General features: G+C 37.8%; 25 protein-coding genes. 11 read left to right on the top strand and 14 right to left on the bottom strand.

Annotated elements, in window-relative coordinates; translation table 11 throughout:
- Positions 1-10: 10 nt before the first annotated feature.
- The 3 genes from ACQ2HF_RS06860 to yiaA all read right to left on the bottom strand — a co-directional run bounded on the left by ACQ2HF_RS06860 (position 11) and on the right by yiaA (position 2396).
- The gene (locus ACQ2HF_RS06860; RefSeq protein WP_432412784.1) at positions 11-1282 is read right to left on the bottom strand and encodes a DUF2157 domain-containing protein; all 1272 of its coding nucleotides are present in this window, start codon (positions 1280-1282) and stop codon (positions 11-13) included.
- 3 nt (positions 1283-1285) lie between these two features.
- On the bottom strand, positions 1286-1789 hold the full coding sequence (locus ACQ2HF_RS06855) for a hypothetical protein (RefSeq protein WP_432412783.1): 504 nt from the start codon (positions 1787-1789) through the stop codon (positions 1286-1288).
- Between the two features lie 118 nt (positions 1790-1907).
- Positions 1908-2396, bottom strand: coding sequence for an inner membrane protein YiaA (gene yiaA, locus ACQ2HF_RS06850; RefSeq protein ID WP_432412782.1), 489 nt, complete (start codon positions 2394-2396; stop codon positions 1908-1910).
- A 219-nt stretch (positions 2397-2615) separates the two neighbouring features.
- Here yiaA and ACQ2HF_RS06845 point away from each other — a divergent pair, with 219 nt between their 5' ends.
- Positions 2616-4076 (top strand): hypothetical protein, encoded by a 1461-nt coding sequence (locus tag ACQ2HF_RS06845; protein ID WP_432412781.1) that lies wholly within the window; start codon positions 2616-2618, stop codon positions 4074-4076.
- Between the two features lie 20 nt (positions 4077-4096).
- Here the strand turns inward: ACQ2HF_RS06845 and ACQ2HF_RS06840 are convergent, their stop codons facing one another.
- The 6 genes from ACQ2HF_RS06840 to ACQ2HF_RS06815 form a co-directional block, all read right to left on the bottom strand.
- Positions 4097-4684, bottom strand: a complete 588-nt coding sequence (locus tag ACQ2HF_RS06840; protein WP_432412780.1) for an HD domain-containing protein — start codon at positions 4682-4684, stop codon at positions 4097-4099.
- Positions 4685-5440, bottom strand: a complete 756-nt coding sequence (locus ACQ2HF_RS06835) for a COG4705 family protein (RefSeq protein WP_432412779.1) — start codon at positions 5438-5440, stop codon at positions 4685-4687. It lies immediately after the preceding gene.
- Between the two features lies 1 nt (position 5441).
- Complete coding sequence (locus ACQ2HF_RS06830) at positions 5442-6194, bottom strand: methyltransferase family protein (protein ID WP_432412778.1); 753 nt, start codon at positions 6192-6194, stop codon at positions 5442-5444.
- 4 nt (positions 6195-6198) lie between these two features.
- Complete coding sequence (locus tag ACQ2HF_RS06825; protein WP_432412777.1) at positions 6199-6780, bottom strand: phosphatase PAP2 family protein; 582 nt, start codon at positions 6778-6780, stop codon at positions 6199-6201.
- Between the two features lie 96 nt (positions 6781-6876).
- Positions 6877-7902 carry a helix-turn-helix domain-containing protein gene (locus ACQ2HF_RS06820; RefSeq protein WP_432412776.1) on the bottom strand — a complete coding sequence of 342 codons (1026 nt, stop codon included), beginning with the start codon at positions 7900-7902 and terminating at the stop codon, positions 6877-6879.
- A gap of 315 nt (positions 7903-8217) precedes the next feature.
- A complete protein-coding gene (locus tag ACQ2HF_RS06815; protein ID WP_432412775.1) occupies positions 8218-9519 on the bottom strand; it encodes a hypothetical protein in 1302 nt (433 codons plus the stop codon).
- A gap of 269 nt (positions 9520-9788) precedes the next feature.
- Here ACQ2HF_RS06815 and ACQ2HF_RS06810 point away from each other — a divergent pair, with 269 nt between their 5' ends.
- The 3 genes from ACQ2HF_RS06810 to ACQ2HF_RS06800 all read left to right on the top strand — a co-directional run bounded on the left by ACQ2HF_RS06810 (position 9789) and on the right by ACQ2HF_RS06800 (position 12057).
- On the top strand, positions 9789-11051 hold the full coding sequence (locus ACQ2HF_RS06810; RefSeq protein ID WP_432412774.1) for a fibronectin type III domain-containing protein: 1263 nt from the start codon (positions 9789-9791) through the stop codon (positions 11049-11051).
- Positions 11052-11178: 127 nt separating this feature from the next.
- On the top strand, positions 11179-11610 hold the full coding sequence (locus ACQ2HF_RS06805; RefSeq protein WP_432412773.1) for a hypothetical protein: 432 nt from the start codon (positions 11179-11181) through the stop codon (positions 11608-11610).
- Positions 11611-11709: 99 nt separating this feature from the next.
- A complete protein-coding gene (locus tag ACQ2HF_RS06800; protein ID WP_432412772.1) occupies positions 11710-12057 on the top strand; it encodes a hypothetical protein in 348 nt (115 codons plus the stop codon).
- 47 nt (positions 12058-12104) lie between these two features.
- Here ACQ2HF_RS06800 and hemL read toward each other — a convergent pair whose 3' ends face one another.
- The 3 genes from hemL to ACQ2HF_RS06785 are packed head-to-tail and all read right to left on the bottom strand — an operon-like array spanning position 12105 to position 15132.
- Positions 12105-13394 (bottom strand): glutamate-1-semialdehyde 2,1-aminomutase, encoded by a 1290-nt coding sequence (gene hemL, locus ACQ2HF_RS06795; protein WP_432412771.1) that lies wholly within the window; start codon positions 13392-13394, stop codon positions 12105-12107.
- A gap of 6 nt (positions 13395-13400) precedes the next feature.
- Complete coding sequence (locus tag ACQ2HF_RS06790; RefSeq protein WP_432412770.1) at positions 13401-14243, bottom strand: glucosaminidase domain-containing protein; 843 nt, start codon at positions 14241-14243, stop codon at positions 13401-13403.
- Position 14244: 1 nt separating this feature from the next.
- A complete protein-coding gene (locus ACQ2HF_RS06785) occupies positions 14245-15132 on the bottom strand; it encodes a 1-aminocyclopropane-1-carboxylate deaminase/D-cysteine desulfhydrase (RefSeq protein ID WP_432412769.1) in 888 nt (295 codons plus the stop codon).
- A 430-nt stretch (positions 15133-15562) separates the two neighbouring features.
- Between ACQ2HF_RS06785 and ACQ2HF_RS06780 the strand changes: the two genes are divergently transcribed.
- The 4 genes from ACQ2HF_RS06780 to ACQ2HF_RS06765 are packed head-to-tail and all read left to right on the top strand — an operon-like array spanning position 15563 to position 21899.
- Positions 15563-16429, top strand: a complete 867-nt coding sequence (locus tag ACQ2HF_RS06780; protein ID WP_432412768.1) for a hypothetical protein — start codon at positions 15563-15565, stop codon at positions 16427-16429.
- A gap of 27 nt (positions 16430-16456) precedes the next feature.
- Complete coding sequence (locus ACQ2HF_RS06775) at positions 16457-17770, top strand: hypothetical protein (RefSeq protein ID WP_432412767.1); 1314 nt, start codon at positions 16457-16459, stop codon at positions 17768-17770.
- Between the two features lie 43 nt (positions 17771-17813).
- Positions 17814-18671, top strand: a complete 858-nt coding sequence (locus tag ACQ2HF_RS06770; RefSeq protein ID WP_432412766.1) for a hypothetical protein — start codon at positions 17814-17816, stop codon at positions 18669-18671.
- Positions 18672-18728: 57 nt separating this feature from the next.
- On the top strand, positions 18729-21899 hold the full coding sequence (locus ACQ2HF_RS06765; protein WP_432412765.1) for a choice-of-anchor B family protein: 3171 nt from the start codon (positions 18729-18731) through the stop codon (positions 21897-21899).
- A 106-nt stretch (positions 21900-22005) separates the two neighbouring features.
- On the opposite strand, the gene ACQ2HF_RS06760 is transcribed toward ACQ2HF_RS06765, so the two are convergent.
- The gene (locus tag ACQ2HF_RS06760) at positions 22006-22332 is read right to left on the bottom strand and encodes a hypothetical protein (protein WP_432412764.1); all 327 of its coding nucleotides are present in this window, start codon (positions 22330-22332) and stop codon (positions 22006-22008) included.
- An 82-nt stretch (positions 22333-22414) separates the two neighbouring features.
- On the opposite strand from ACQ2HF_RS06760, the gene ACQ2HF_RS06755 reads away from it, so the two are divergent.
- The 3 genes from ACQ2HF_RS06755 to ACQ2HF_RS06745 are packed head-to-tail and all read left to right on the top strand — an operon-like array spanning position 22415 to position 25160.
- Complete coding sequence (locus ACQ2HF_RS06755) at positions 22415-22582, top strand: DUF5522 domain-containing protein (RefSeq protein ID WP_432412763.1); 168 nt, start codon at positions 22415-22417, stop codon at positions 22580-22582.
- A gap of 47 nt (positions 22583-22629) precedes the next feature.
- A complete protein-coding gene (locus ACQ2HF_RS06750) occupies positions 22630-24606 on the top strand; it encodes a urocanate hydratase (RefSeq protein WP_432412762.1) in 1977 nt (658 codons plus the stop codon).
- Between the two features lie 11 nt (positions 24607-24617).
- Complete coding sequence (locus ACQ2HF_RS06745) at positions 24618-25160, top strand: DUF4136 domain-containing protein (protein WP_432412761.1); 543 nt, start codon at positions 24618-24620, stop codon at positions 25158-25160.
- A gap of 59 nt (positions 25161-25219) precedes the next feature.
- Here ACQ2HF_RS06745 and ACQ2HF_RS06740 read toward each other — a convergent pair whose 3' ends face one another.
- Positions 25220-26830: a T9SS type A sorting domain-containing protein gene (locus tag ACQ2HF_RS06740; protein WP_432412760.1), complete on the bottom strand. Its 1611-nt coding sequence runs from the start codon at positions 26828-26830 to the stop codon at positions 25220-25222.
- Positions 26831-26839 lie beyond the last annotated feature (9 nt).

The raw sequence follows: 26839 nt of genomic DNA, 5'->3' as shown, positions 1-26839 counted from the left end.
AAATACTTGTTCATTTTCCATTTGATTTAGATTGTTTTTTATACATAAAATAATTGGCGCCAAAGAAGCCTGCACCAATGGCTATAAAGAGTAATCCGCGCACTACAAAGGGGATTTCAGTATCAAAAAATCTACAGCTAATGAGGGTGGTAATAATAAGCAGTCCATAATTTAAAATACTGAACTTTTCCTGTCGCGAACCAATGATCACGGCTAACAAACCCAATACCAGAATAAGTATGTTGGTAAGTACTGAAGCAATCTCAGGCTGGAAAAACCCGAAGATATACAACCCTCCAAATACCAAAAAGGCAAACTGAAACAGATTAAAAGGTTTCAATTTATTTTTAGTAAATAAATACCCAACAATGCCTGCTGCTGCTAAGGATATAATTGAAGTGATGCCCAAGTCGTTGTTAGAAATATAATCGGGTATAAAGTCGTCCCACACATAACTGAAACTTGCGATTAGTAATGAAATGATAGTCCCCAATGATCCAATAATCAAATACCCATTGCGGCGTAGTTTCTGGTTTTCAAAATAAGGAAGCTTTCCTAGATTGTAAAACAAACCGAACAAACACACATGCGTCAACAACCCAATACTAAAACCACTGTTTAAAAAAGCCCCCAATAGAAACATGAAACTTAACGGTAAAATCCAATGAAAAATACCGGTGATATTTCCGTTTGGCTTAGTTTTCAGTAAAGACACATAGTGTGGAAGTACTCCTGCCAACGCTAGTAACGCCCAATAGGGAGGCTTGTTTATATCATACCCAATCATACATCCGTAGCTTGTAGCGAGAATAATGTACAGCAAGGCTGTTGCGTGGGATTTCAGCAAATATAGTAAGGGTGCTGCGAGGATAATCCACGTAAGTAAAAAGGAATCTATTGCACCAGGAATGTTATAAATCTGACTTACCAACGAAATACTGGCACCAATAGCAAAGAACAGAAAGGTAGCTGCTGTTTCTCGCCAGGCATCGTTTTTTTTCTTAAACAAAGCAAAGGCAGCCAATACTTGTCCTGCTACTAAGGGCGCAAATGCCCAAATAGTTTTGGTTGTTCGGCTAAAATCGTCCCAATTGTGCGCAAGGATGAGGATAATCCCCAAGCCTGTGAGAATGGATCCCAACACTCCAAAAACTACAAGTAATGTATTGGGTTGCGCTACTTTTTTAGCTACATAATATCGTTGTATATCCAGCTGCACCTCTGAAGTGATAACCTGTTTTGTTACTAACTCCTCTAAATCCTTTTCTATTTTTGAACTCATTATTTACAGTTTTGTAGTGTCTGAAATTCGTCTAAATGTATCTGTATGTTGAAAGTTTCTACCATCCAGAAAAACCATTAACAATGCAGCACCAGATCTATGTTCGCTAACATCAAAAATTAAATTACCATCTTCATGTATGGTTAGCCGTACACGCTTTACGTCTATCCCACCCAACACATAAGGTAGTAAGAGTAGCTGAAGGTTCTTATTTTTCAACTTTAAGTATCCGTCTTTAGTGATTTTAGCTTTAAGGGTACGACTTCGGAAAACAGCATTATCTTTTAGATACTCAATCTGGATTGACTTCGAATTTTTCATTTCAAGACGAAAGGAATACTCGCTTATAGTGTCGAACACCAAGGTATCCTTAATAAGCTTTCTATCTATTTCATTTAAAAAATTTCTACTGTAGACAGACCATTCACCATTAGAATCTTTAATGCTGTCAGGTATGCTTTCAACAGTATATTTTCCATTCAAGAGTCCAACGTTAGTAGGGTTCAACCTAGTAGGGTTTTTTACATTTTTGTTGAAAGGAGCACAACTTGAAAATGCGCCGAAAGCAACTAGTAGAAAGAGTAGCCTGAAAACCCAGACTACCCTTTTGTTTGTATATGTGAATCTATTCATCATCCACTAGTTTTCGTTCCATAAACTTTACGTCTCTTGTGTTTTTCTGAACAGCCACCGCAGCAAATAAACTTAGCAGGAAACTCATTCCGTAGAAGCCTTTTTCGCTCAATTCAAGCTCGGCATTCCAAAGACCTATGACCAATAATAAGATGGATGCAATGGTGGTAAACCAACTGATGCCGTAGTACATATCGGTTACCGGGATGCCTTCCAGTCTATCCCGCACACTTTTTTGTACCGAAACTACCGAGAACAACCCAAAAAGTAGGATAGTAAAATAGTACCCTTTTTCGTTGAGTTCCATCCCAACATTCCACAAACCGATGCAGTAGGAAATCATCCCTATAAAGAGGGCGGTCCACGCGGCACCAATAAAAGCTGGTGTAGGTTTACAAGTAAATGGTGCGTCTTTCTTTTTGATGTTTTCCACCAAGGGTGCGTTTACCGGTTTTTTTTCTTTAAAATCTGAATATTCCATAATCTGTTTTGTTTTGATGATTAGTATTTGATTACCATACAAAGATGCGGTAGGAGCTTCAGTTGAGGAACGCAACTATTTTAAAAAACTTACGATTAAAAATGTGTATATTGTAGCATCTTAAAAGTATAATTAACTCATATATTTTATATATAGTTAAATTCATTAGTCTTCGACTGCGCTCAGACCGACATTGAAAACAATATTTCTTACGATTAAATGAAGCAAATAAAAGCGATTATAGCTACTTTTTCTACGGAAGACACCCGTGAGTTCTCGCTATTTCAGCAGAAAAAAAACCGCCGGGGAGACACAAAAAATGAAGCGCTCTTTAAGTTAATCGCAAAAGGCGAAACAGAAGATTTGGATAGAAAGCTCTACGGAAAGCCAGCCAAAAATAGCTATCACGCGCTGTGTAAACGTTTACAGGATTCGTTAATAGATTTTGTGGCTACCAAAAGTTTTTCGGGAGAGACAAGTGAAGAATTAGACATACTAAAACTCTTGCTCGCCGCCCGTATTTTCTTTGAACACAAACAATATAAAGTAGCTTTCAAAACCTTGGCGCAAGCCGAAAAGAAAGCAACAGCCTTAGACGTGTACGCCATTCTTACTGAAATTTACCACACCAAGATTCAATATGCGCATTTGGACACCTCTTTGGATTTATCGAAACTGAAAGTTGTTTGCCAGAAGAACCTGCAACACTTTCAGCAAGAACAGGAGCTAAATATGATTTACGCTACTATTAAGCAGGAATTACAAAAGCCTCGAAAAACTTCGGTAGACGCTATTATTGAACAATCCTTTGCCGATTTTACCATTACTATTGATACTTCTCTTACCTATAAAACGCTATTTCAGCTATTACAACTTACCGCTACTGCTGCCAAAATGCAAACGGATTATTATAGTAACCTTCCGTATATGGAGCAATTATTTGCCTTGGTTTCAGCAAAAAAAGAACCTACGGAGAAGCATTTGTTTTATCATATTCAGATTTTATATGTAATGGCTGTGGCGCATTTCAGAAATAAAAATTTTGAAGAAGCTTCCGCATTGTTGGCGCAGATGGAAACGGCAATGAAACATAAGAATAATATGTATTACAGTCGGTTTTCAGAAAAATTTATTGCTTTAAAAGGGGTGAATCTTAACTACAAGGGAAATGCTGCCGAAGCAATTGCACTATTACAAGAACATCAAAACACCTCACTAGACATAGCACTTTCACTACTTATGTCTCTTTTTCAGCAGAAAGAATATGCAAAAGCCTACGACGTCTTTAAAAATATGAACCATAGCGATGTGTGGTACGAAAAGAAAATGGGCTGGATTTGGGTGCTGAAAAAATCTATCATCGAGATCTTACTATTGATAGAATTGGATAAGCTAGACCTGGTATTATCGAGATTGCAACGATTTCAGAAAAAATTTAATAAAAAACTAAAAGGCTTGGGAGAGACACGAGTTTTAAATTTTATGAAACTCGTAGCATTGTATTACGAAAAACCATTTGAAGTAACTTCCGAAGCCTTTTATGACAAGGTAGAAAGCTCTTTTGAATGGATTGGCACAGAACGAGAAGATGTATTTGTGATGAGCTTTTACGCCTGGCTAAAAGCAAAAATGGAAGAGCGAGACTTGTATGAAGTTACGCTGGAATTGGTAAGAAAATAAGGTCTAAACCGTTAGTATAACTATAATGCTGCTCTCAAATTAATAAGGTTTCTAGATTTCTGTTCTCCATATATTTTACGCGCAATTGCGGTATAAAATTGATGCTCATCCAAAAACCGTACGTTAAGTTGTAACCATTCTTTATCTGTAAAAATCATTCCCAAAAAGTTTTCCCATTCTTCGCGCAGCAGCCTATTTTTAGTTAAAAATGATTTCTTTCCTAAATGTCCTAAATCTGCATCACAAATAATTTCCTCCAGTAAATTAGCTGGTTTCCGGTGAATTTCGGTCGCCAAAATAATGTTCTCTATTTGTTGGATTTTTTCTTCGGGATAGTTTTCAGATTCCAAAAAACTACGGGCTATGGAACAACTAAGCATTTCGTGTGCTTTGTTTGCCTCCATATTCCCAACATCATGAAAATAGGCCGAAATAACCAACAACTCCCTATTCTCTTCTGTAATTCCAGATTGGGCAGCAATTAGGTTTGCGTTTTCAACAACGTCCAATGTGTGTTGATAATTATGAAACTGCAAAGCTTTGCACCTGCTTTTATCCAGTAATTCCTTGCAGTAGTTTTCTACCTTTTTTAGTATTTCAGTATTCATTTATACCAATTTCTTTTTATGACTGTAAAAAACTAACATGCTCAACAAGACAACACTTACTAGTGTCGCAGGAATAGTACCCAGATCCAAACCACCCTCAGCGGTTGTTTTGGTAAGCAAATCGCCAAAGGTTGCGCCAAATGGACGCGTGAAGATAAAAGCCACCCAAAATAAAATAACGTAATTAATTTTGGACACGTAATGCAACAGAACAACCACTGCAATTACTCCTGCAGTTAACATGGCGCCTTGCAGGTAGCTTAAACCAGCATTATCACTTAAAAAATCACCAAATGCAGTACCCAAACTATTCGAAAATAGAATGGCAATCCAATAAAACAGCTCTACCTTTTTATTGAAAATGGGATGCACTTCTATCTTGCCAACGGTATAATTCCAAATCCAAAGTGTATTCAACAGCAGGGTAATTAAAATCAGAGAACCTGCGAGATAGCCCAGATGGAGGGTTCTGTCCATAAAGTCGGATATTTCTGTACCAACTGTTGTTGTACCAATAATGACTAACCAATACAATGCAGGAATGTATTTTTTTGCTTTTAGTTGTATTGTCAAAACCACAAGAAAAAACACGCCCGTTACTGCAAGCCCTATTGCATACCCCAAATGAAGCGTATGCGCCAACAAGTCGCCCAGCGTTTCCCCCAGCGTAGTTGCTATAATTTTCATGAGCCAAAACAGCAGTGTGATTTTTGCTACTTTGTTTAAGGTGTCCTTAGTATTTAGTGACTTTTTCATCTTAGCGATTTACCTCATCAAGGAGTTTCCGTTTTTTCATGACTTTTAATACTAAATAGAGCACTGTCGTGATGATGGCGCCATAAAACCAAAATCCAGTTTCAAATTCAAAAGGTTCTTTTTCTACAAAGTCTCCTACTACATCGAAAATCCAAAAGAGAAGGAAAACGGCACAGAGTCCATTTTTTTCTTTTTTGAGTACTTTTTTTAAACTGAAAGGATATTTTGCCTTTGAATAATTTTTGAAAGACGGAAGAAATGCAGGGACACGCGCTGCCCAATTTAAATACACTTGACCAAATTTATTCCGAAGAAAATTTTCTTCTGCATACATAATTCGTTCATAATAAAAAGCGTAGAAAAAAACGAAAGCAATGGAAAACCAGGCATTTTCAGTAAGCATCGCCACTCCTAACCACATAAAAAAGTTACCTAGGTATAAGGGATGCCGAACCATAGAATATATTCCTGTTGTATTTAATTCTGCGGCCAATTGTCCTTCATTCGTATTGCGTCCCGAAGTGTTTTTAGGGGTATGCCCTACAGTTATAACTCGAATTAGAAGCCCGATCAAACTCACTCCAAGGCATATATATTCAAAACTCTCTGAAAACCAAGTTTCGGGTGTTTCAATTTCGAAATATTCGGTGTGGATATAAACCGACAGTCCGACTCCTAAAATAACTAAGGGTAAGTAACTCCTGTTTTTGAAAAGAAAATCGCCTTGTGTTTTTAATTCTTCTTGTAAAGCCATGTTGTTAAAATTTATAAGTGAAACCAAGTAGATAGTCACCTTCTTGACTGGCGAAGGTTAACTGCATATGTTCTTGTTGATATTCGGTAGTAAACAAAAGATTACTCCCTAATCCAATAGCCGCTCCTGCCAATATATCCAGGATGTCGTGCTTTTTTGAATCTATCCGGCTTGCTGCTGTAAAGCCAGCAAGTGCGTACGCTGGGATGCTGTATTTAAATCCGTATCGTCTGTGCACATATCCAGCGCTGTGAAAAACGGTAGACGTATGTCCCGAAGGAAATGAATTATCATTACTCATATCGGGTCGCTGTTTATTAACACCCAATTTGAGGCCGTAAGTAACCGCCTCGGTTAGTATAAGACCTTTGGTGAACTGCCAAGCACCTTTTGTATCGCCTATAATTAAAGAAGTACCAACAGTTGCAAGTGGGAGCGCAATAAGAATAATATCACCCACCTTTTGGGTAGTACCAATTTCTGGTCTGGTTTCGCTGGTATCCTGCGCTTGAACCTGTAAGGTTGCTAGTACTAAAAGCAAACTTATTATTAGCGTAAGAAAGCGATGCGAAAAAGAGTATTTCATGTACGTATTTTGAATTGTTATTCAAAGAACGCATGAATTTTGATGGAAATTTTAACAGATAGGTACAGAACAATTTATCTGCACAAATTGGGTATACTAGGAAAGACTTTTTTTAAATTCAGTAGGGGTTAAACCCTTGAATTTCTTGAAGGTAGCATTGAAAGAAGATTTAGAATTAAAACCCACATCTGTAGCAACTCCCATGAGTGTAAAATGGTCATTCTGGTCGTTTTTTAGCCGTTTTATAAATTCTTCTACTCTATATCGATTTATGAAATCTTGAAAGCTTGTGTCCATATGCTCATTCAAAACTTCTGAAATATATTGACGTGGAATAGTAAGTGTTGACGAAACATCGTGAATGGATAGTTTTCCATTAAGATACAATTTATCTATTTCCATAGAATGAACTAAATCTAATTTGTACTGCTCAATCAATGCTGAGTTAAGGTTAGAATTTTTGTATTTGTTTGTTTTGGTCTTAGGTAAAATAGCTTTGCCTTTGCTTAATAGTTTATAGGCTATAAAATAGAACAGAAATGCAACGACCAATAAAAGGTACGTATTGAAATTTTGGTCATTAAACAGAGGCAATTCTGCAACTTCAAATGTTTTAAGAATATCGTTTAAAGAAGAAAGCGCAAACAAAACAGCAATAGGTATTGCAAAATAAATAATCCAATGCTTCTTCCTAGTGGTGATAATAGAATGGATGATGAGCAACAAATAAACAACAAAAGCCAATTCTGCAGCAATTTCAAAGATTTCGATTACTAAATTTTCCTCCACCATCCCTATTTCAATACCCTCAATAACAAAATAAATAACATTGGGAAGAAAGAAGAGGTAATCGAGTTTGGCGAATTTTTTCTTTTCGTTTTTGTAGTACCGAAAAAATAGAAATAAGAAGGTTACAAACAAAGAACTGTCAAACAGAAACCAATCGGCATCTTGCAAGAAAATGTTGTTTTCATCATCACCAGCGATGTATAACAAAACCGAAAGCAGACTGCCAAATAGCAACCAAAAAGTGGTTTTTTTATACTCCCTACGGTTAATAAATAAAACCGAAAGAACGAAAACACCTTGTAACAAGGCGATTATCTGAAGTGTTTTAAGCATTCATATATAATAATTTGGAAAGGTAGAAAATTTTATGGCTTAGATTGTCATTTCGTATATTTTTAGGTCACCTATCTAAATCAACGCAAAAAAGAGCAATCCATTTCATTTCCAAAAAAAATAATTCATAAAAACCCCACAGCGCTCCTACCTTTGGCATGGGTGGTCCCATATTCCTATGGACGGCTGTGGGGTTAGCTTTTCCGCCTCAAGGACGAAACCAACCTAAACATCAACTATGATTGATATTTAAAGATACAATGTGTTTCTGGGCTGTAAAAGCAAAGGGTATCTTGCTTTATAAATACCGACCCATTACTTACCCATATTGTTTAAGAACTGTATGTCATTTTCCACTGTAAGTAGCAGAACGCTAGTAGCTGTACAAAAAACAGGGCTTGTAATACAGTGATGTCCATTCCAACTTCCATCTTCGTTTTGTATTTTTAAAATACGACCGCTCATATTGTCATACCATTGCTTCCAATCATCATCTTTATTTACAACCAAGGACTCTCCTGTTTGTAAAAAGCTTAAGAATTCTTCGCCACCATTATTTCCAAACCCATTGAGAACGTCGTCCCGTTGCGCGGTGTTTTTAGCAGATTGATATACGTTATACGAAGCGTTATAATCAACTGCCTCTGCTTCAGAATAACCAGCCTTTATCAAGTTTCCTACTGTTACGGGCGCATTGTCTGATAATTTACCTTGCTTTTTGGCTTTGTTTAATTTTTCTTCCGCTCTTCTAGCATCTTTAGCACTTGCTCGTACGCTTCCACTAACAGCGTATAGCATGACTCCTGCGCCGTCTTCTGTTTTGACGTTTCCGTTGGTATCATCGTAGTTTTCTTTTTGATAGTTTCTGGCGCGGTCTAAAATTTCTCCATCCACATCTGCCCCAACAAATTGTGCAGCTTCCAAAGCACTATTTGCCAATCCGCTTTGCAGCACGCCAGCCCAGCCAGCACCTTTTTGCTTTCCAGCAGCATCGGTTCCTGCTTGTATTTTCGCCACGCATATGTCCAAGGCACGATGTACTCGTTTTTTGTCGAGTCCTTTTAAATTTCGGTCTAAAAGATTGGACAGAAATTGAGCCGTAAGCACGGCATCAATATTTTCACCCAACTTTCTTTGTATTTGGGTATCTCTTACATCAGTTATATAAGGATCGGTTTTGGGGCTATTCTCTACGGTTTCTAATAAATAGTTGATAGCATTTTTTAAGTTATCTGAATACGCTCCTTTTTTCAGTGTAATTCCACTTCGCACTAAAGCTTGTGCTGCCATTGCCGTAGTTGCAGGATCTGCTTTTACCGCATGTGGATCTTTACTATGTTGGGCAACGTGACTTCCTGCACCGTAACCGCCATTGGACAATTGGGCTTCTGCTAGCCAAGAAAGACCATCGCGGACAGAGAGTTGTACATTTTCATTCGTTTTAAAGACACTAAAACCTTCGGAAGATTGCTCTCCCATGGTGGTCATAAATACGCAACCCTTTTCAGGTTCTAAGGTTCGTTTTGTTTCTGGGTAGTCTTCCGTAGAAATAAATCCTGAGACTACAAATCCAAGCAATGCTACCGGTACGAATAGCAATATCAATTTTGTTTTCATTGTAAATGTGTTTTAAATTCAAGACCGAAACTACTATGTGAAATAGATTTAAAAAACACACTTTTAGGGAACATGGCTTTTGAGTAAGGGAACACTACTTTTTTAGAAGGTTGATTTTTAACAGCCAGCGGAGCTATCATTCGGTTTTGTTTTTATATTTTTAGCACCGAAATAGAATTTCTTATGAAATGCCCTATATTAATTTGAAAAATATCTTACACGAATACTTTGTCCATTCCATTTTTCAATTTCTAAAATATTATATACCGATGAAAAAAATTACGTATATTCTTTTATTGTTAGGCGCTTTTACGCTAAACTATTCTTGTGGAGGCAGTGACGATACACCACCGCCTATTGCCGATGTGGATGAAGAAAACCCAACAGCACCAGCAAACCTGATGCTAACACTAAGTAAGGAAACTTCCATAGATTTAGCTTGGGATGCCGCCACAGATAATGAAGGGGTTACTGGTTATAGTGTTTTTCAAGATGGCATCATGGTACAGGATAATATAACTGGCACCTCCACTACGATTGCCAATTTAACTGCTGAAACTTCCTATAATTTTTATGTTATTGCTTTTGATGCCGCAGGAAACCAATCTGCACCTAGTGCCAGCATTGATGCTTCAACAGCCTTATCTTTTAGAGAATTATTGTCTGAAATGGGCGTTTTCCAAGCAATAAATGGAAATATTACTCCAGCAAACGGAGTACAGCTATATGAAATAAACTCCACACTTTTTACAGATTATGCTCAAAAACAAAGACTAATTAGGTTACCCGCCGGGACTACAATGAAACCTAATGGAAATGACTTATTACCAATTTTTCCAGACAATACTTTAATTGCTAAAACATTTTTTTACAATATAGACGATCGCGATCCTAGCTTAGGAAAACAAATAATTGAAACACGTATTTTCTTAAAAATAGCAGGAGCATGGCAAGTCGCAGACTATATCTGGAACGATGCACAAACCGAAGCGATCTATACCATAAACGGTTCTCAAAAACCTATAAGCTATATAGACCTCAATGGCGACATGCAAGACGTACAGTACGAAATTCCTTCGCAGCAAGATTGCTTTACTTGTCACAACAATAATGGCAATACGTTTCCTATTGGTTTAAAATTGCGTAGCATGAACTTTGTTCCTTCTTATGCCAATCAGAACCAATTAGACTTTTTTGTGTCACAAGGTATCCTGGAAGGAGTATCTGCTGCTGGTGTAAGTGTTTTACCAGACTGGACAAACACAACAGATTACACACTGGACGAACGCGCTCGAGCCTATATAGATGTAAATTGTGCGCATTGCCACCAACCTGGCGGGAGTATAGATTCTTTTGGTTTAGATTTCAGATTTGAAACACCTTTTAACGATACTGGTATTTACGCAAACAGAGGAGAAATAGAAGCTCGTTTTGGAAGTACATTACCCACGTACAGAATGCCACAATTAGGGCGTACCATACTTCATGAAGAAGCCTTAGAAATGCTCGTTGAATATATTGACGCATTATAAGCGCACCAGATTACATACATTTTAAAGCTGTCTTAGGGCAGCTTTTTTTTATGCTAAAAAGTAATCTTAATTAAACCTTCTTCGTTTCCCAAGGTCATAGCATTATAAACTTAAAAAAAATAATACTATGAAAAATCTTGTTTTAATTGCCTTTGCTTTATTCACATGTACCCTTTCTGCTCAATCTGTAAAGCATGAGCGAAAAGGAAAAAAAGAAATGGTTGAAAAAATGAAGGATTGGACCCCAGAACAAAAAGCAGAATTGGCTACCAAAAAGCTGGCGCTAGACTTAAATCTAACAGAAGCTCAACAGAAAAATATATATCCCATCCAATTGGAGAATATAAAAGATCGTGCGAAAATTAGAGCTACTAAAGAAAAGAAAACAGAATTGTCTTCAAAAGAACTTTTCGATGTGCAAAACACACGCTTAGAGAAACAAATAAAAACGAAAGAACAATTTAAAACCATTCTTACCGCAGAGCAGTTTGAAAAATGGGATAAAAAACACCCTAGAAATAAAAGAACAAAACGAGGAAAAAGATCTGAGCGCAAATAACAAACACTAACTTTCAATGGACATTTAATTTTTGGCTCAATTTTTGAAATATCTATATCAAAATAGTTACATTAGTAACCTAAATTAAATTAACGACCCATGAAAAAGTTTATTACAGGTATCGCAATAGCTTGTTTCGTATTACTAGGAATGAATACGATTGCAGCTCAAAGTTTATCTCAGGATAGCCAGAGACCAGAAGTAATCGCTAAACAAGAGGTTGCAGATATTTCTGCAGATCTTAGCCTATCTGGAGATCAAGAACGTAGTCTTTTTAGAGCATATGTTCAAAAGGAGGTTAATTATAATAAAGACGTAACTGGGAAAGATCAAAAAAATGCTGCCGTTATGGCCGCTAAGAAAAAGTACGACGATCAACTTTCAGCTGCCGTTAAAAAAGTATTAACTCCAGAACAGTATAAAAAATGGCAGGCAAAACAAAAATAATAGTGCCTTCATACCCTAAAAAAGTCCTTCCAATTGGAAGGACTTTTTTATTGCAATGTTTTTGCCACAGTAGCTGCAGCTTTAATAGTTGTATCTAGATCCTCGTAGGTAAGTGCGTCGCAGAGGAACCAAGTTTCAAAAGCACTGGGTGCAATATAAATTCCTTCGCGTAACATTCCGTGGAAAAAAGTTTTAAAATTTTCACCATTTGCTTCTGCTGCCGTTTTAAAATCTGTAACGGGAGTTTCAGAAAAGTGAATAGAAATCATAGACCCTATCCTGTTTATAGTATGGGCTACATTATTTTGTTGCATTACATTGGCTAGACCTTTGTGCAAATATTCAGTCTTTTTTGCTAGGGAATCAAAAATCTCAGTATTGTTGTTTAGCTCAGTAAGCATAGCGAGTCCGGCTGCCATAGCCAGAGGATTTCCGCTTAAGGTTCCTGCCTGGTACACAGGCCCTAAAGGTGCAAGGTGATTCATAATCTCTTCCCGGGCAGCAAAGGCTCCTACTGGCAAACCACCTCCTATTACTTTTCCGAAAGTAACTATATCTGCACGCACTCCATACAATTCCTGCACTCCACCTTTGGCGAGTCTAAAGCCCGTCATTACCTCATCAAAAATGAGTAGGATATTATGGATATCGCATACTAATCGTAACGCTTGTAAAAAACCTTCGGCTGGAGGAATACATCCCATATTTCCTGCAACAGGTTCGATAATAATACAGGCTATTTCGTTTTTATTTTCAGCAACTATTTGTTCTACGTGCGCGATATCGTTGTATCTCGCCAACAATGTATCTTGGGCGGTACCCTTTGTTACACCAGGACTGTTGGGCGTTCCAAAAGTAACAGCACCACTTCCCGCTTGTATTAAAAACGAATCACTATGTCCATGGTAGCAGCCAGCAAATTTTATAATTTTATCTTTGTTAGTATAACCACGCGCCAATCTTACAGCACTCATACAGGCTTCAGTACCACTATTTACAAACCGTATCTTATCCACATTGGGCACCATGCGTACGGCTAGTGCTGCGATTTCGGTTTCAATTTGTGTAGGCATTCCAAAAGAAGTGCCCTTTTTGGCTTTTTCTATAACAGCATCCACAACTGGTTGGTGTGCGTGTCCTAAGATCATTGGGCCCCATGAGTTTATATAATCTATGAGTGTATTGCCATCTGCATCATAAAGGTAAGCACCTTTTGCTTTTTCTACAAAAATTGGAGTTCCGCCCACGGCTGTAAATGCTCTCACTGGAGAATTTACCCCACCAGGAATAACCTTTTGCGCTTCTTCAAATAAAGCACTACTGCGTTGGTATAACATAACTAATTATTGATTTTTTACAGGGTGCAAATATAACTCTTGTCCTATAGAAATTGTTGTATCGGTAAGTCCATTATACTCTTTTAACGTTTCCACCGTAATGTTGTAGCGCCTTGCGATATTGTATAGCGTATCTCCTTTTGCAACCTCGTGAGTGGCTATTTTGGCATCAACATCTTTCTTGGGACTTCCCTTTTTACCTAACACGGCATCATCAAATTTATCCAAATCGTAGCGTTCTACAATGCCAATTAACTTGTCTGGATATTTAGGATCTGTAGCGTAGCCTGCTTTTTTAAGTCCTTTGGCCCAACCTTTATAATCATCTTTTTTCAGCTTAAAAAGATCTTGATAACGGCTACGTTGTGTTAAAAATAGTGAGTGGTCGCGAAATGAATATTTTGGATCGTTATATTTTCTAAAACATTCCTGTGCTTCGTCATCATCATGGTATACTTTATCACCTTGCCATCCGTGACATTTAATGCCGAAATGATTATTCGCCTTACTGGTAAGCTCTCCTCTACCTGCGCCACTCTCCAAAATTCCTTGTGCCAAGGTGATACTTGCTGGAATACCGTATTGAAGCATTTCTTCCTGGGCAATTTCGCTATAACTATCTATATAGGCTTGCACAACCTCGGCATAGCTAGCATTGGGCTTTGGAGTTATTACCTCTGTTTTTGGCGTTTCGGCAGCTGTCTCATTAGGCGTCACTTTTGGGCGATTGTCTACAACAACTCGTTCTTTTGTAGGCCTCTTTTTCTTTGAAACCACACGTTTTTTTGAAGTACAAGCTCCAAGAGTTAAAAATATAAATAGTAAAAGTAGTGCCGATTTGCGCAACATATTAGGTATGTATTTGAGGTAAATTCTTTTTTTTGAGTTTTTTGTTCATTCCAGAGATGCCTTGTAAACCGCCTGTATGAATGGCTAAAATACGGCTATTTTCAGGGAAATGTCCCAATTTTATATCTTCAATAATCCCAAAAAGCATCTTAGCAGTGTACACAGGATCCAATAAAACTCCTGTTTCTTGTTTAAACTCGTTCATAAAACGAACTAATTGTGAATCTATTTTGGCATAGCCTCCAAAACAGTAGTCATCTTTTATAACATAGTTGGTCTTCTGGGTATATTTTTCAACTTCAGTAGCTTGGAAGGTTCCTTTCAATGCCGAATAGCCCACCACGGTTTGATGCGCTTTAGATGCTGCAACCAAACCAGCCAGAGTTCCTCCAGTTCCTACGGCAGTACATACGTAATCGAAATCTGCATCGTCTTCAGTTAAAATTTCGGCACAACCTTGTATGGCAAGTGTGTTTGTCCCACCCTCTGGCAATAGGTATGCATTAGGGTATTTTTCTGAAAGTGATGCCAGATACGCTTTATCTTCTTTCATTTTATAGTCCTCACGAGAAACAAATTCGAAAGTCATTCCGTTGGATTTGGCAAATTCTAAGGTAGCATTCCCCTTATAATTAGCAGCCAATTCTTCGCCCCTAATCACTCCAACTGTTTTTAATCCCGCTAATTTTCCCGCTACGGCAGTTGCCGAAATATGATTGGAATAGGCACCCCCAAAAGTAATAAGGATTTCATTTTTCCTATCTAAAGCTTCGGCAATGTTATATTTTAATTTTCTGAATTTGTTTCCAGAAACAAATGGATGCAACATATCTTCCCGTTTTAAAGCAACCGTGTATTGGGTTCCTATTAAATTTTCGAGACGTAGCATCTGTAATTTTGAAACACTTGGCTTAATCCACATACTATTTCATTAGTGTTGTACAAAAATACAGAATGAAAATGAACAAAAAATATAGATGGGCACTACTATATTTCAATCTTGTTTTTGGATAAAATAAAATTAATCCTTAATAACGCTAACGGAAAAAATTAAAATATTATAGTATTACCTACTTATTTTGTAGGATTTTGCTTTCAAACGTTAATTTTTAACGTTTTACGTCGATAATATTAGGTTTATGTCGGATATTTGTCATATCCTTGATCTAGCAAAATAGCTATAACTAAACAAGTTGCAAAAAAATACAAACCAAAAAATTTATTTTCTCTGCCAAAAAGTTAAATTTTAAAATGAGGAGTGAATTACGTAACAATACACATAAATATTACTTTTTAAAGTTGCCTTAAAGCCCTTTACAATGAATCTAATCAACAGCTACAAAAACAGAGGTTTTATTTACCTTTTTCTTATCGCCACTACGATGTCTTTTGGGCAAGTAGGTATAGGAACACTAACTCCGGATGGTGTTCTAGATCTTAATTTGGACCAAGAAAAAGACGGCTCAAGTACAAATAAGTATGGTCTTGTTTTGCCAAGAGTCATGCTCTCAAGAACCGATGAAGCAGCTCCTGTTCTAAATTCGGATCCTGCTGCTTTGCCTGGAGAACTTGCAATAGGAACCGTAGTATATAATACGGTAACTACAAATTTTGGTGAATTTAGTGTCTATCCCGGAATATATATGTGGGATGGTATAGATTGGATTAATGAATTTCCCAAAAAAAATGCATCAATATTTAAACAAGAATACCCTAACCCAAGCGCTCCTTGGTTAAGAACGATTACTACAGGATCTTACCAGGAGATTCCAGGATTAGGAGTTAGTGATGCGAAAACATTTACACCAGCGTATTCCGGCACCTACAAAATAGAAGTAAGTGTGAATTGGGGTTCTGGAACGGTGGAAGACCCAGGATCCACTATCAACATTGCTGCGCAAAAAGGGGTGTTTAAATTTACATTTGGTTCTCCTGCAGTTGATGAATTGATCCCAGTACAAACCTGGTCAGCCAAATATGGTGCCGGTACTGTTTATTTCGATATCTGGGAACAATTTACCATCGTACTATACAAAGACCTCGTTGCAGGCACAGCCTATTCATTCAACTTAGGATTTGATCAAACTGTTTCAGACGGATTTATAGGTAATGGGAATTCAGGTCAGGGAATGGGATGGATAGGAATTGATTTACCCTGCACCGTTGAATTTGTTTTTCTGGACTAATCATCATTTTGAATAACATTAAAAATTATGAAAAAAATTACTTTATTTTATAGGTTATATGCAGCAATGCTATTTTTTATATCGGGTATTGCCTTTGGTCAGGTAGGGATTAACACAACAGACCCCAAGGGAATTCTGGATATAAACAGCACAACACTAGGTGTAGTATACCCAAATGTTAATTTAATAGCAACTGACGACCCGTCTCCTGTAGTAAATCCTCAAGGAGGGGCTATTGTAGTAGGAACTGTTGTTTACAATACTAATAGTACAGACACGAACCCTCTTACTGATGTGAACCCAGGAATTTATGTTTGGGACGGCGGTAAGTGGATTATTCATTTTAAGAAAAGACAATCTGAATTATTCAATCAAACCTCTTTACTTAGGACAGAAGCAAACTTTGCTGGTGGTTGGCAAAACGTTCCGGGCCTAGGAATTACTGACGCTAGAACATTTACTGCTCGCTATTCTGGTCTCTATAGAATTGAAGTAAAATCTAACTTTGGCGCAGGCAGAACCTCGCGCAATAACAGTATTTTTGTAAGCATGGCTTCTGGTCAGTTTAGGTTTTTATTTGGTGCAAACCCTGCCAGAACTTTTGAAACCCAAGCTTTCTCCGCCCATTCAAGTTTTATCAATAGCGGAACGTATTTCAACGCTATTTCCAAAGAAACCTATCAAACCTATTATGTTACACTGGTGGCCGGAACCACCTACCCTTTCTCATTGAGTTTTGACGCCTATAACGCACCTGGTTTTATTGGAAATGGCTCTACAGTTCCAAATGCTTCAGTAAATTTAGTTAACGAAAATTTTAACAGCCCCTATACGGTAGTCCAAAATCACACACCCGATGGAGATTGTCCTACTAATGGATGGGTAGTTAGTACAGCAGCCAACCAATGTATTTCCTGTGTAGGCAATACGCTCAACATTAATTCTAATGTTGGTACTAATAATTGTAGCCAAAATGCAACCGCTTTAATAAGTTTTACACCCTCTGCAAATACAGTAGATATAAATTTTGATTATCGTTTTAATCAGAATGCCAGTTTCTATGATTCTTTTAGAGTTTATCTTCACGACGGAACTGCTCAAGTTGGCGGGAATTTAGTAAATCGAGTAAACGGTAATGCAAATACATCTCACAGCAGCTCCAGAGCGGTAACCCCTGGAAGAACTTATACACTTCGTTTTGAATACATTAATACAAATAATGGAAATTATGCCTCAGTTGATAATGTTAGGATCAGCGAGATATCACCAGGTGATGTAGGACGTGGATATGTTGGAAATGATGTAGATTGTCAAATTGAGTTTACCTATATAGGAGAATAAATTCAGTGTTATTTTTTTAGCTACTTTAAAAATTATCCAAATCATGAAAATAGTAAACAAATATAAAAATATAGTTTTTACATTGTTCTCTTTAGTTGCCCTGTCAACTGCAGCACAAGTTTCCATTAGCAATGGAGCTCCCACAACTACCCCAAAAGGATTGTTAGATATGCAAAATAGTACTGCAGGGATTGTATATCCGAGATTTGAATTAACAGCTACAGATATAGAAGCACCTGTTCAAAATCCAGACGGAAGTGGAAGCTTAGTACCTGGCACTGTTGTTTATAACACAAATACAACAGACGATGGTCTTGGTACAGACGTATATCCAGGGCTTTACGCTTGGGACGGTAATGAATGGACTACACAATATATTAAAGAAGATTCGGAGATTTCGGTACAATCAAGTTTAGGACAAAGAGTTGCCAGAGGTAGCACCTCCTACCCAACTCCTTCTTCTGAATGGATTGACGTAACAGGTTTAGGAGCCGGCTCGTCATTCACGCCAAAGTATTCAGGAACCTATAGAATTAAAGCGAATACTAATTTCGGTGCAGGTCAAATTGATCCAAACCTGGCTTTTGGAACATCGATGGCTACAACAGAAGGTAATTTTAGAATAACCTTGGGAGGTGTACCCTATGTAATTTATACTCATTCATATTCAGTTTACAATGGTGAAATTGGTGCTGGAACTTATTTTGAACAATTCAGGCATGATTCATCGCTCATTGTATACGTAGACTTAGTAGCGGGAGTGCCTTTTACCTATCAGTTTGAAATAGATGTATTTGTCGCAGATAATTTTGTAAATGATGGAAACTCTGGAACAGGAATGGCTTATGTGGGTGTTGGGTTACCGTGTACGATTGAATTTACCTTTCTTGTTGAAAATTAATAATATTTAAAATTTACTCACTATCATTAACTTAGTATCTAGAAATACTTACCAAATATGAAAAAACCGTTACTACTAGTATTAGCTCTTGCTATTGGATCATTCTTACAAGCACAAACACCTTGCTCTGGCGGTACCGCTGATGGTTATGACTGTAATGGAATGACTCTCCAAGCACGATTAACCATTGCTCAAATGGGTGGCCAGGGATATGGAGGCAGTGATCCTGCCGAAGCTCAAGATTCATGGGGATGGACAGATCCCAATACTGGAAAAGAATATGCGTTGGTTGCTATGAACGATAAAACTTCATTTGTCGATATATCCAACCCCAACAATCCAGTATTCATAGGAAAATTAGATTCTCAAACAGGTACTAGTTGGTGGCGCGATGTTAAAGTATTCAATAATTACGCATATATTGTTAGTGATGACAATGGAAGTCACGGAGTTCAAATTTTCAACTTAGAGAAGTTGCGAAATCCAGACAACGACCCCCTACCTATAAACTTTACCAGAGACGGTCTTTACACTAACATCAGTTCTGCTCATAACTTAATTATTGATGAGGAGAATGGTTTTGCATATATTTTAGGTTCTAATAGAAATGGAGGTGGACCTAGAATCTTAGACCTTAATACAAATCCGACTAATCCTACAGTAGCTGGAAATATAGCAACATATGGTTATTGCCACGATGCTCAAGTAATTACCTATAATGGCCCTGATACAGAACATATTGGAAAACAACTCTTCATTGGAAGCTTTAGCGGGTCAGATTATGTTCGAATATTAGATGTCACGAATAAGTCTAACGTAACTTCAATTGGCAGTATCGATTATAGCGACAAATATTACACGCATCAAGGATGGTTTACCGAGGATCAGCGATTTTTTATAGTGGGAGATGAGCTGGATGAAACCAATGGTCCTGGATTCAATACTCGAACATTAGTTTTTGATTTAACAGATCTTGATAACCCAGTATTACACTATACACATTACGGAGCCACTCCGGCAATCGATCACAATGGATATGTAAAAGGCAATCGATTTTACTTGGCAAATTATAGAGCTGGAATGCGTGTTTTCAAATTTGAAGATTTGTACGATCCTGCCATTACAAATAATCAAATGGAAGAAGTAGAATTTTTCGACACACACCCAGGTAGTAATAGTGCAGCATATAATGGAGCTTGGAATGTCTATCCCTTTTTTGAAAGTGGTAATATAATTGTAAGCGATTTGGATAGAGGTTTATTTATAGTGAAAGACCCCAATTACGACAGCGAACCTCCTGTAGTAGCATGCCAAAACTACACGGCTGTGCTAGACAAAACAACAGGAACAGTTACGATAGATGCTTCCGATATTGATGGTGGTTCTACAGACAATTTTGGCATTGTTAAACGTACTGTTACAGGCCAAACTACCTTTACGTGTGCAGATCTTGGTGATCATACCGTAACCCTTACCGTTGAAGATGACTACGGACTTAAAACATCTTGTACTACCACAGTAACAGTAGTTGCAGAAACTACGGTATATCAAGGCGGGGGTTCATGGAGCAATGGATTACCAGATGTAGGTTCACTCGCAAAAATTAGCACTAACGATTACAATACCTCTGACCCTGGAAACGCTAGTTTCTCTGCTTGTTCTTGTGAAGTAGATACCAATAGAGTATTAACGGTAGGACCCGATGATCATATTCTTATCAACGGAGATATTATTGTAGATGGGTCGTTAATGGTAAAGCACACAGGTAATGTAGTCCAAATTAACCCAAATGCTGTAGTTACCAAAGGTGCTTCAGCAGTTATTAATGTTGAAATTACCACACCAGTACTTCAAACAAGAGACTTTATGGTTATGGGAAGTCCTATGGATGCGGAAACACGAGACGATGTTTTTACCGATGCATTTTTAGTATTAAACAGTAACTCAGGCAATTTCATACCACATCCGGATGTTGGTGGAGGAACAAATTTTGCCGATGATAATGGTGATTACTGGACCTCCTATACAGGACCAATTAATGTAGGAGAAGGGTATATAGTGAGACCTCAAGATGGTTATTCAGACCCCGCAAATGAGGCTTATTATATGACCTATGCTGAAGGAACACTAAACAACGGAACAATTTTAAAAGGAGCAATCTTTAACAATATAACCGAAAATCCAGACGGCACACCTAATGCAGTATCAAATCCCTATGCCAGTGCGATATCTGGGTACGAATTTATTGACCAAAACGATTTAGTTAATGAAATATATTTCTGGGAACATTTAACGCCCCCGAACAGTGGAACACCCGGGTCAAATTCTATTAACTTTAGCATGGGAGATATTTCTATGTACAATTTATCTGGAGGAACAAAGGCTTCTAACGATCCTGGAATTAGCACGATCCCAAACGGGATTATCTCTACTGGACAGGGATTTTCTTTTAGATCGTTGGCCACAAACAATGTTGAATTTAACAACAGCATGAGGCTAACTTCAGGAAATACCACATTAAGGAGCCACAATGAGAGTGAATTAGATAAAATTTGGATCAATTTAAGAAGTGTAACTTATGACATAGAAAGCAACACCTTGCTAGCGTTTAATCCAGAGGCTAATACTGCAATAAATCCAGGCTTCGATAGTGGTAGAGTAGGATCTTTTGTATCTCTTTATACTTATCATAGCGACACAAAAAGCGAATTAGGAATTCAAACTACAAGTGCTTTTAATCCAGATATGAAATTTCCACTCGGTTTTGAAACCCTGATAGATGAAGGTACGCTCTATGAAATTTCCATAGACCAATTAATTGGACAACGCATTGAAAAAGCGAGAGTATTCTTATATGATTTCCAGGAAGGTATCACTACAGAACTTAGTACTACTCCATATGAATTCAGATCGAACGCTACCAATACGCAAGAGAGATTCACACTTTTCTTTGTTTCAGACGAAGTTCTTGGACCCAATGATGAAGAGTTCGACAATATTGTAGTATATCCAAACCCTACTAAAAATATCTTAAATATACTTTCTGCACAAGCACCCTTAGAGCGATTGGAGATATATGACTTACGAGGAAGATTAATACAGGAGGATATTGAAGGTGAAGATATTGTAACTACTTCCTTAGATATATCACGATTAAGAGCTGGTGTCTACTTTGTGAAAATTTTTACAGCTACAGGCACTATTACTAAAAAAGTGATCAAAGAATAATTACAGAGAACTTATATAACGATAATAAAAAAAATCACTGGTTAGAAACCAGTGATTTTTTTTATTCAGAAAGTCAGCATCTATATCTTTAGAAATACAATAAAGTCTATAAATAATTTACAAACCTCCAAAAAGACCTCTGTTTGCAATAGTTGAAATCTTTTTCATTGGCATAAGCTTCTCGTTCAAAAGTTATGTTTCGATACGCAAGGTGTCTATTTTTATACTGAAACCATCGTACTAAAAATTCTACTCCATACCATATATAAAAAAATACTATTAAAAGTTCGGCTTGCTGGTATAGGTGGATACGTTCGTGATTGAGCAATCTAGTATCTTCCTTTAGTTGTTTGTTCCGAAGCACTACAAAAGGCCAAAGGGTTATTCCATTAAAACCCTTCCGAAGTAAAAAACGATTCACAATCAATATCATTTGTGTAAAAATACCTTTTTATAGTAACACCTTTTCAAACGGGAACTATCATTTCGCATTTCGTTTTTTGTATTTTTGAAATATGCTATTCCCAAAGAAGAAAATAGAACTAGAAGAAGGCGATTTTTACCTCACTCCAGAAGGCTATAAATGTTTTACGGAACAATACCACCTTAAGAGGGGCTATTGTTGTGAAAGTGGCTGTCGTCATTGTCCTTATAACTTCAACAAGAAAAGAAAGAACATCTAAGCGCAACCTATACAAAGTTATTCATACTAATAATTACAGGCATTATTATGACATTTAAAGAAGAGATACTAGTAGGAATCCCAAAAATTCTTCCCGAAATAAAACCGTATAACGCATCGGTAAACCACGCGCCAAAGCGGAAAAAAATTCTTTCTGCCGAAGAAGAAGTCCTCGCATTAAAAAATGCCCTAAGATATTTTAGTCCAGAACATCACGCCACACTCCTACCCGAGTTTAAAAAAGAACTGGAAGATTTTGGACGGATTTACATGTATCGTTTTAGACCAGATTACAACATCTACGCACGTCCTATAAGTGATTATCCAGGGAAATGTGAGCAAGCTAAAGCGATTATGTTAATGATCCAAAACAATCTGGACCATGCCGTAGCACAACATCCTCATGAGTTAATTACGTACGGTGGTAACGGAGCGGTGTTTCAAAATTGGGCACAATATAGGTTAGTAATGATGTACTTAGCCGAAATGACACAAGAACAAACACTCGTTATCTACTCTGGGCATCCGCTGGGTTTATTCCCATCGCATAAAGATGCACCAAGAGTTGTAGTCACGAATGGAATGATGATTCCCAACTATTCACAACCCGACGATTGGGAAAAATTTAATGCGCTGGGTGTAACTCAATACGGCCAAATGACTGCAGGAAGTTATATGTACATTGGCCCGCAAGGAATTGTACACGGAACTACCATTACGGTGCTTAACGGTTTCAGAAAAATAAAAAAATCACCAAAAGGAGGTCTCTTTGTCACCTCTGGATTAGGCGGTATGAGCGGCGCACAACCAAAAGCCGGAAACATTGCAGGCTGCGTAACCGTATGTGCCGAAGTAAACGAAAAAGCCACTAAAATGCGTCACAGTCAGGGCTGGGTGGACGAAGTAATTAGCGACGTCCGTTTGCTGGCCTCCAGAGTAAAAGAAGCTCTTGCCAATAAAGAAGCAGTTTCCATTGCGTATGACGGAAACGTAGTAGATGTTTGGGAACATTTTTATGAAGCGGATATTAAAATAGATTTGGGAAGCGACCAAACCTCTTTGCACAATCCGTGGGCAGGCGGGTACTATCCTGTAGGAATGAGCTACGAAGATGCCAACAAGATGATGGCAAACAATCCCGAGCAATTTAAAGCTGAAATACAACGTACCTTAAAAAGACATGCAGCAGCCATAAATAAACATACAGCAAAGGGAACTTATTTCTTCGATTATGGAAATGCATTTTTATTAGAAGCCTCCAGAGCGGGTGCCGATATTATGGCTGAAAACAACATCGATTTTAAATATCCTAGCTATGTTCAGGATATCATGGGACCTATGTGTTTTGATTACGGTTTTGGGCCTTTTCGTTGGGTGTGTGCTTCGGGAAAACCTGAGGATTTAGCGAAGACCGATGCGATTGCCTGTGAAGTTTTAGAAGAAATCATGAAATCTTCTCCAAAAGAAATTCAGCTGCAAATGCAGGATAACATCACGTGGATTAAAGGTGCACAAGAGAACAAATTGGTAGTAGGTAGCCAAGCTAGAATTTTATACGCAGATGCCGAAGGAAGAATGAAAATAGCGAGCGCCTTCAACAAAGCAATTTCAGAAGGAAAAATTGAAATCGTAATATTAGGCCGAGACCATCACGATGTTTCAGGAACAGATTCTCCGTATCGTGAAACCAGTAATATTTATGATGGAAGCCGCTTTACGGCAGACATGGCCATCCATAATGTAATTGGCGATAGTTTTAGGGGAGCCACTTGGGTAAGCATTCACAATGGCGGTGGCGTAGGCTGGGGAGAGGTTGTAAATGGCGGCTTCGGTATGGTTCTTGATGGTAGTAAAGATGCGCAACGACGTCTGGAAAGTATGTTATTCTGGGATGTAAATAACGGGATTGCAAGACGCAGTTGGGCACGAAATGACGAAGCAATTTTTGCTATAAAAAGAGAGATGGATCGCAATCCAAACCTTAAAGTGACGCTTCCCAATTTTGTAGATGAATCCTTATTATAAAAAAATACACTATGAAAATATTTAAATTAACGCCGCTACTTCTCTTGTTTGTGTTTGCCTCGTGTACTTCAGTACGGGTGGTAACAGATTATGACAAAAAAGCAGATTTCAACAATTACAGCAGTTTTGCTTTCTATAAACCAGGCATTGACGAAGCCAAGATTAGCGACCTCGATAAAAAAAGAATTTTACGCGCTATTGATGCGAATCTTCAAAGCAAAGGAATGACAAAATCTGAATCGCCCTCCCTATTGGTAAGTATCTTTACCAAAGAACGTGAACGTGTGGACGTATACAACAATAATTTTGGTTACGGCTGGGGTTGGAACCCTTGGTATTACGGAGGACGTTATGGAAATACGGTTTCACGTTCTACTGAAGGAAGTCTCTACATAGACCTTATAGACGCCAAAACAAATGAACTGGTTTGGCAAGGTGTAGGAAGTTCTCAACTCTACACAGGAAGCGATATTGACCGTCGTGAAGAAAAAATCAGAGAAATTGTTTCTGAGATTTTAGCCGAATATCCTCCGGGAGCAATGGCGAAAAAATAAACTACAAAAGACCAGTTTAAATTTTTAAACTGGTCTTTTAGGTTTTGTATGTAACTTAGTTATCTTTTTATAATCTTAATCCCTTTGGCATAACCTTCAGTCATTTTCAGTTGTAAAATATACATGCCAGCAGTAAGATTGCTCATTGCAACAGATACATCGTTTCCATTTGTTTGCTGTATCAAAACTCTTTTCCCTGTAATGTCATACAATTCAATAAGCTCAATTTGCATCGTAGCTTTTATTTGTAATATGTCGCTAACTGGGTTATTGTAAGACACTGTAGTTTCAATTACATCATTTACAGACAAAGCAACCTCTTCAACCACATTCTGCGCATATATTTTTGCACCATCTCCTTTATCTTCAATAAAAACGGCAACACTTTGTCCCTGAGCAGGGGTCGTGTAATGAATTCTGCTTTTATTGGCTGCAAATGTTGCCAAGGGCTTCGTTTCTTCTGGCCATGCAAAATCTCCATTTTCATCAAGATAGGTTGCTTCTAATGTGGTTGGAGAGGCACCATTATCAACTCCATTGTTTATAAGGAACCAAGGCTGGTCATCCAACAAGTGCAACTTACCCGCGTGAATTTTTTCATCGCCTATAGCAAACACCTCTTTAGCACTGTCTGTAAACAATCTATTTCCAGAATCCTTATCAAATTTTTGAATATATTCCCCAGTCATACTTTGTCCGGAATCTGTAGTTCTGCAAATTGCCCACACGTTTGTTGAGCCTGTATTGAAGGCAATTTCAGTATCGGTTTCAAAATTGGTTTGACTCGTATCGAAATCAGCTCCATTAATCCCCCAGGGCAATGTACCATCTGGATTAATACGTTGCAAAAAAGAATCGAACCTATTGTTACTAGCGGCAAAATAGCCCATATAGACAACATCTCCATCATGAACGCCCGTGTAAAGACGATTAAATGCCGTTAGTTTATCTGAAAGTTGCATAGCAGCTGCCCATACAGCATTTCCGTCCACATCATATCGCTGTGCATATAAATTAGAATTAATACCCGAAAGTAAACGGTGGAACACTACTACATACTCTCCACCAGCCATTTCAAAAAGATTTGCAGGAGCAGCAAACCCAGTACCTGAAGTAATTATTTGTGTGCTAGGCCAAACTGCCACCCCATTGGCATTATATTTTTGCATAACTGCACCAGTAGAAGATAGCCAACTTACGATTGCTTCACCAGAAGTAAGTGGTAAAACAGTCACTAAATTGCCCCCACCCACACTCACTCCATCGGCATTCCATAAGTGATTTCCAGCTGTATCCAATTTAAATACAAAAGCGGGATCTCCACCACCAGTGCCAGTCACACCCACATAAATATTATCATTGGTATCTACCACTATTTTCCAAATAACTGTAAATGTACTCATAGGTATTTGGTCGCTCAATAACATGCCGTCACTGCCCAAGGTTTGATTGCCATCTGCATCCAGAACCTGCATTCTTAATTCATAATTGGTAGGTGCAGCTACTGGTTTCCAAAAAACAACATAGGTTTCACCAGTAGAAGTTCCTAAAGCTTGCATATCGCCAGTTTCAGAATTTGTCACCAATGTATTTACAGCGGTATCTGTAGTCCACTGTGCTTGCGTAATAGTAATGACCATACAGGCCAAAAGTGTAAAAATAGTTTTCATAATTTTCAT

Source organism: Rasiella sp. SM2506 (assembly GCF_050859505.1).
GTDB lineage: Bacteria > Bacteroidota > Bacteroidia > Flavobacteriales > Flavobacteriaceae > Marinirhabdus.
The sequence above is the reverse complement of the archived record's forward strand: the minus strand, read 5'-3'. Positions and strand labels throughout refer to the sequence as shown.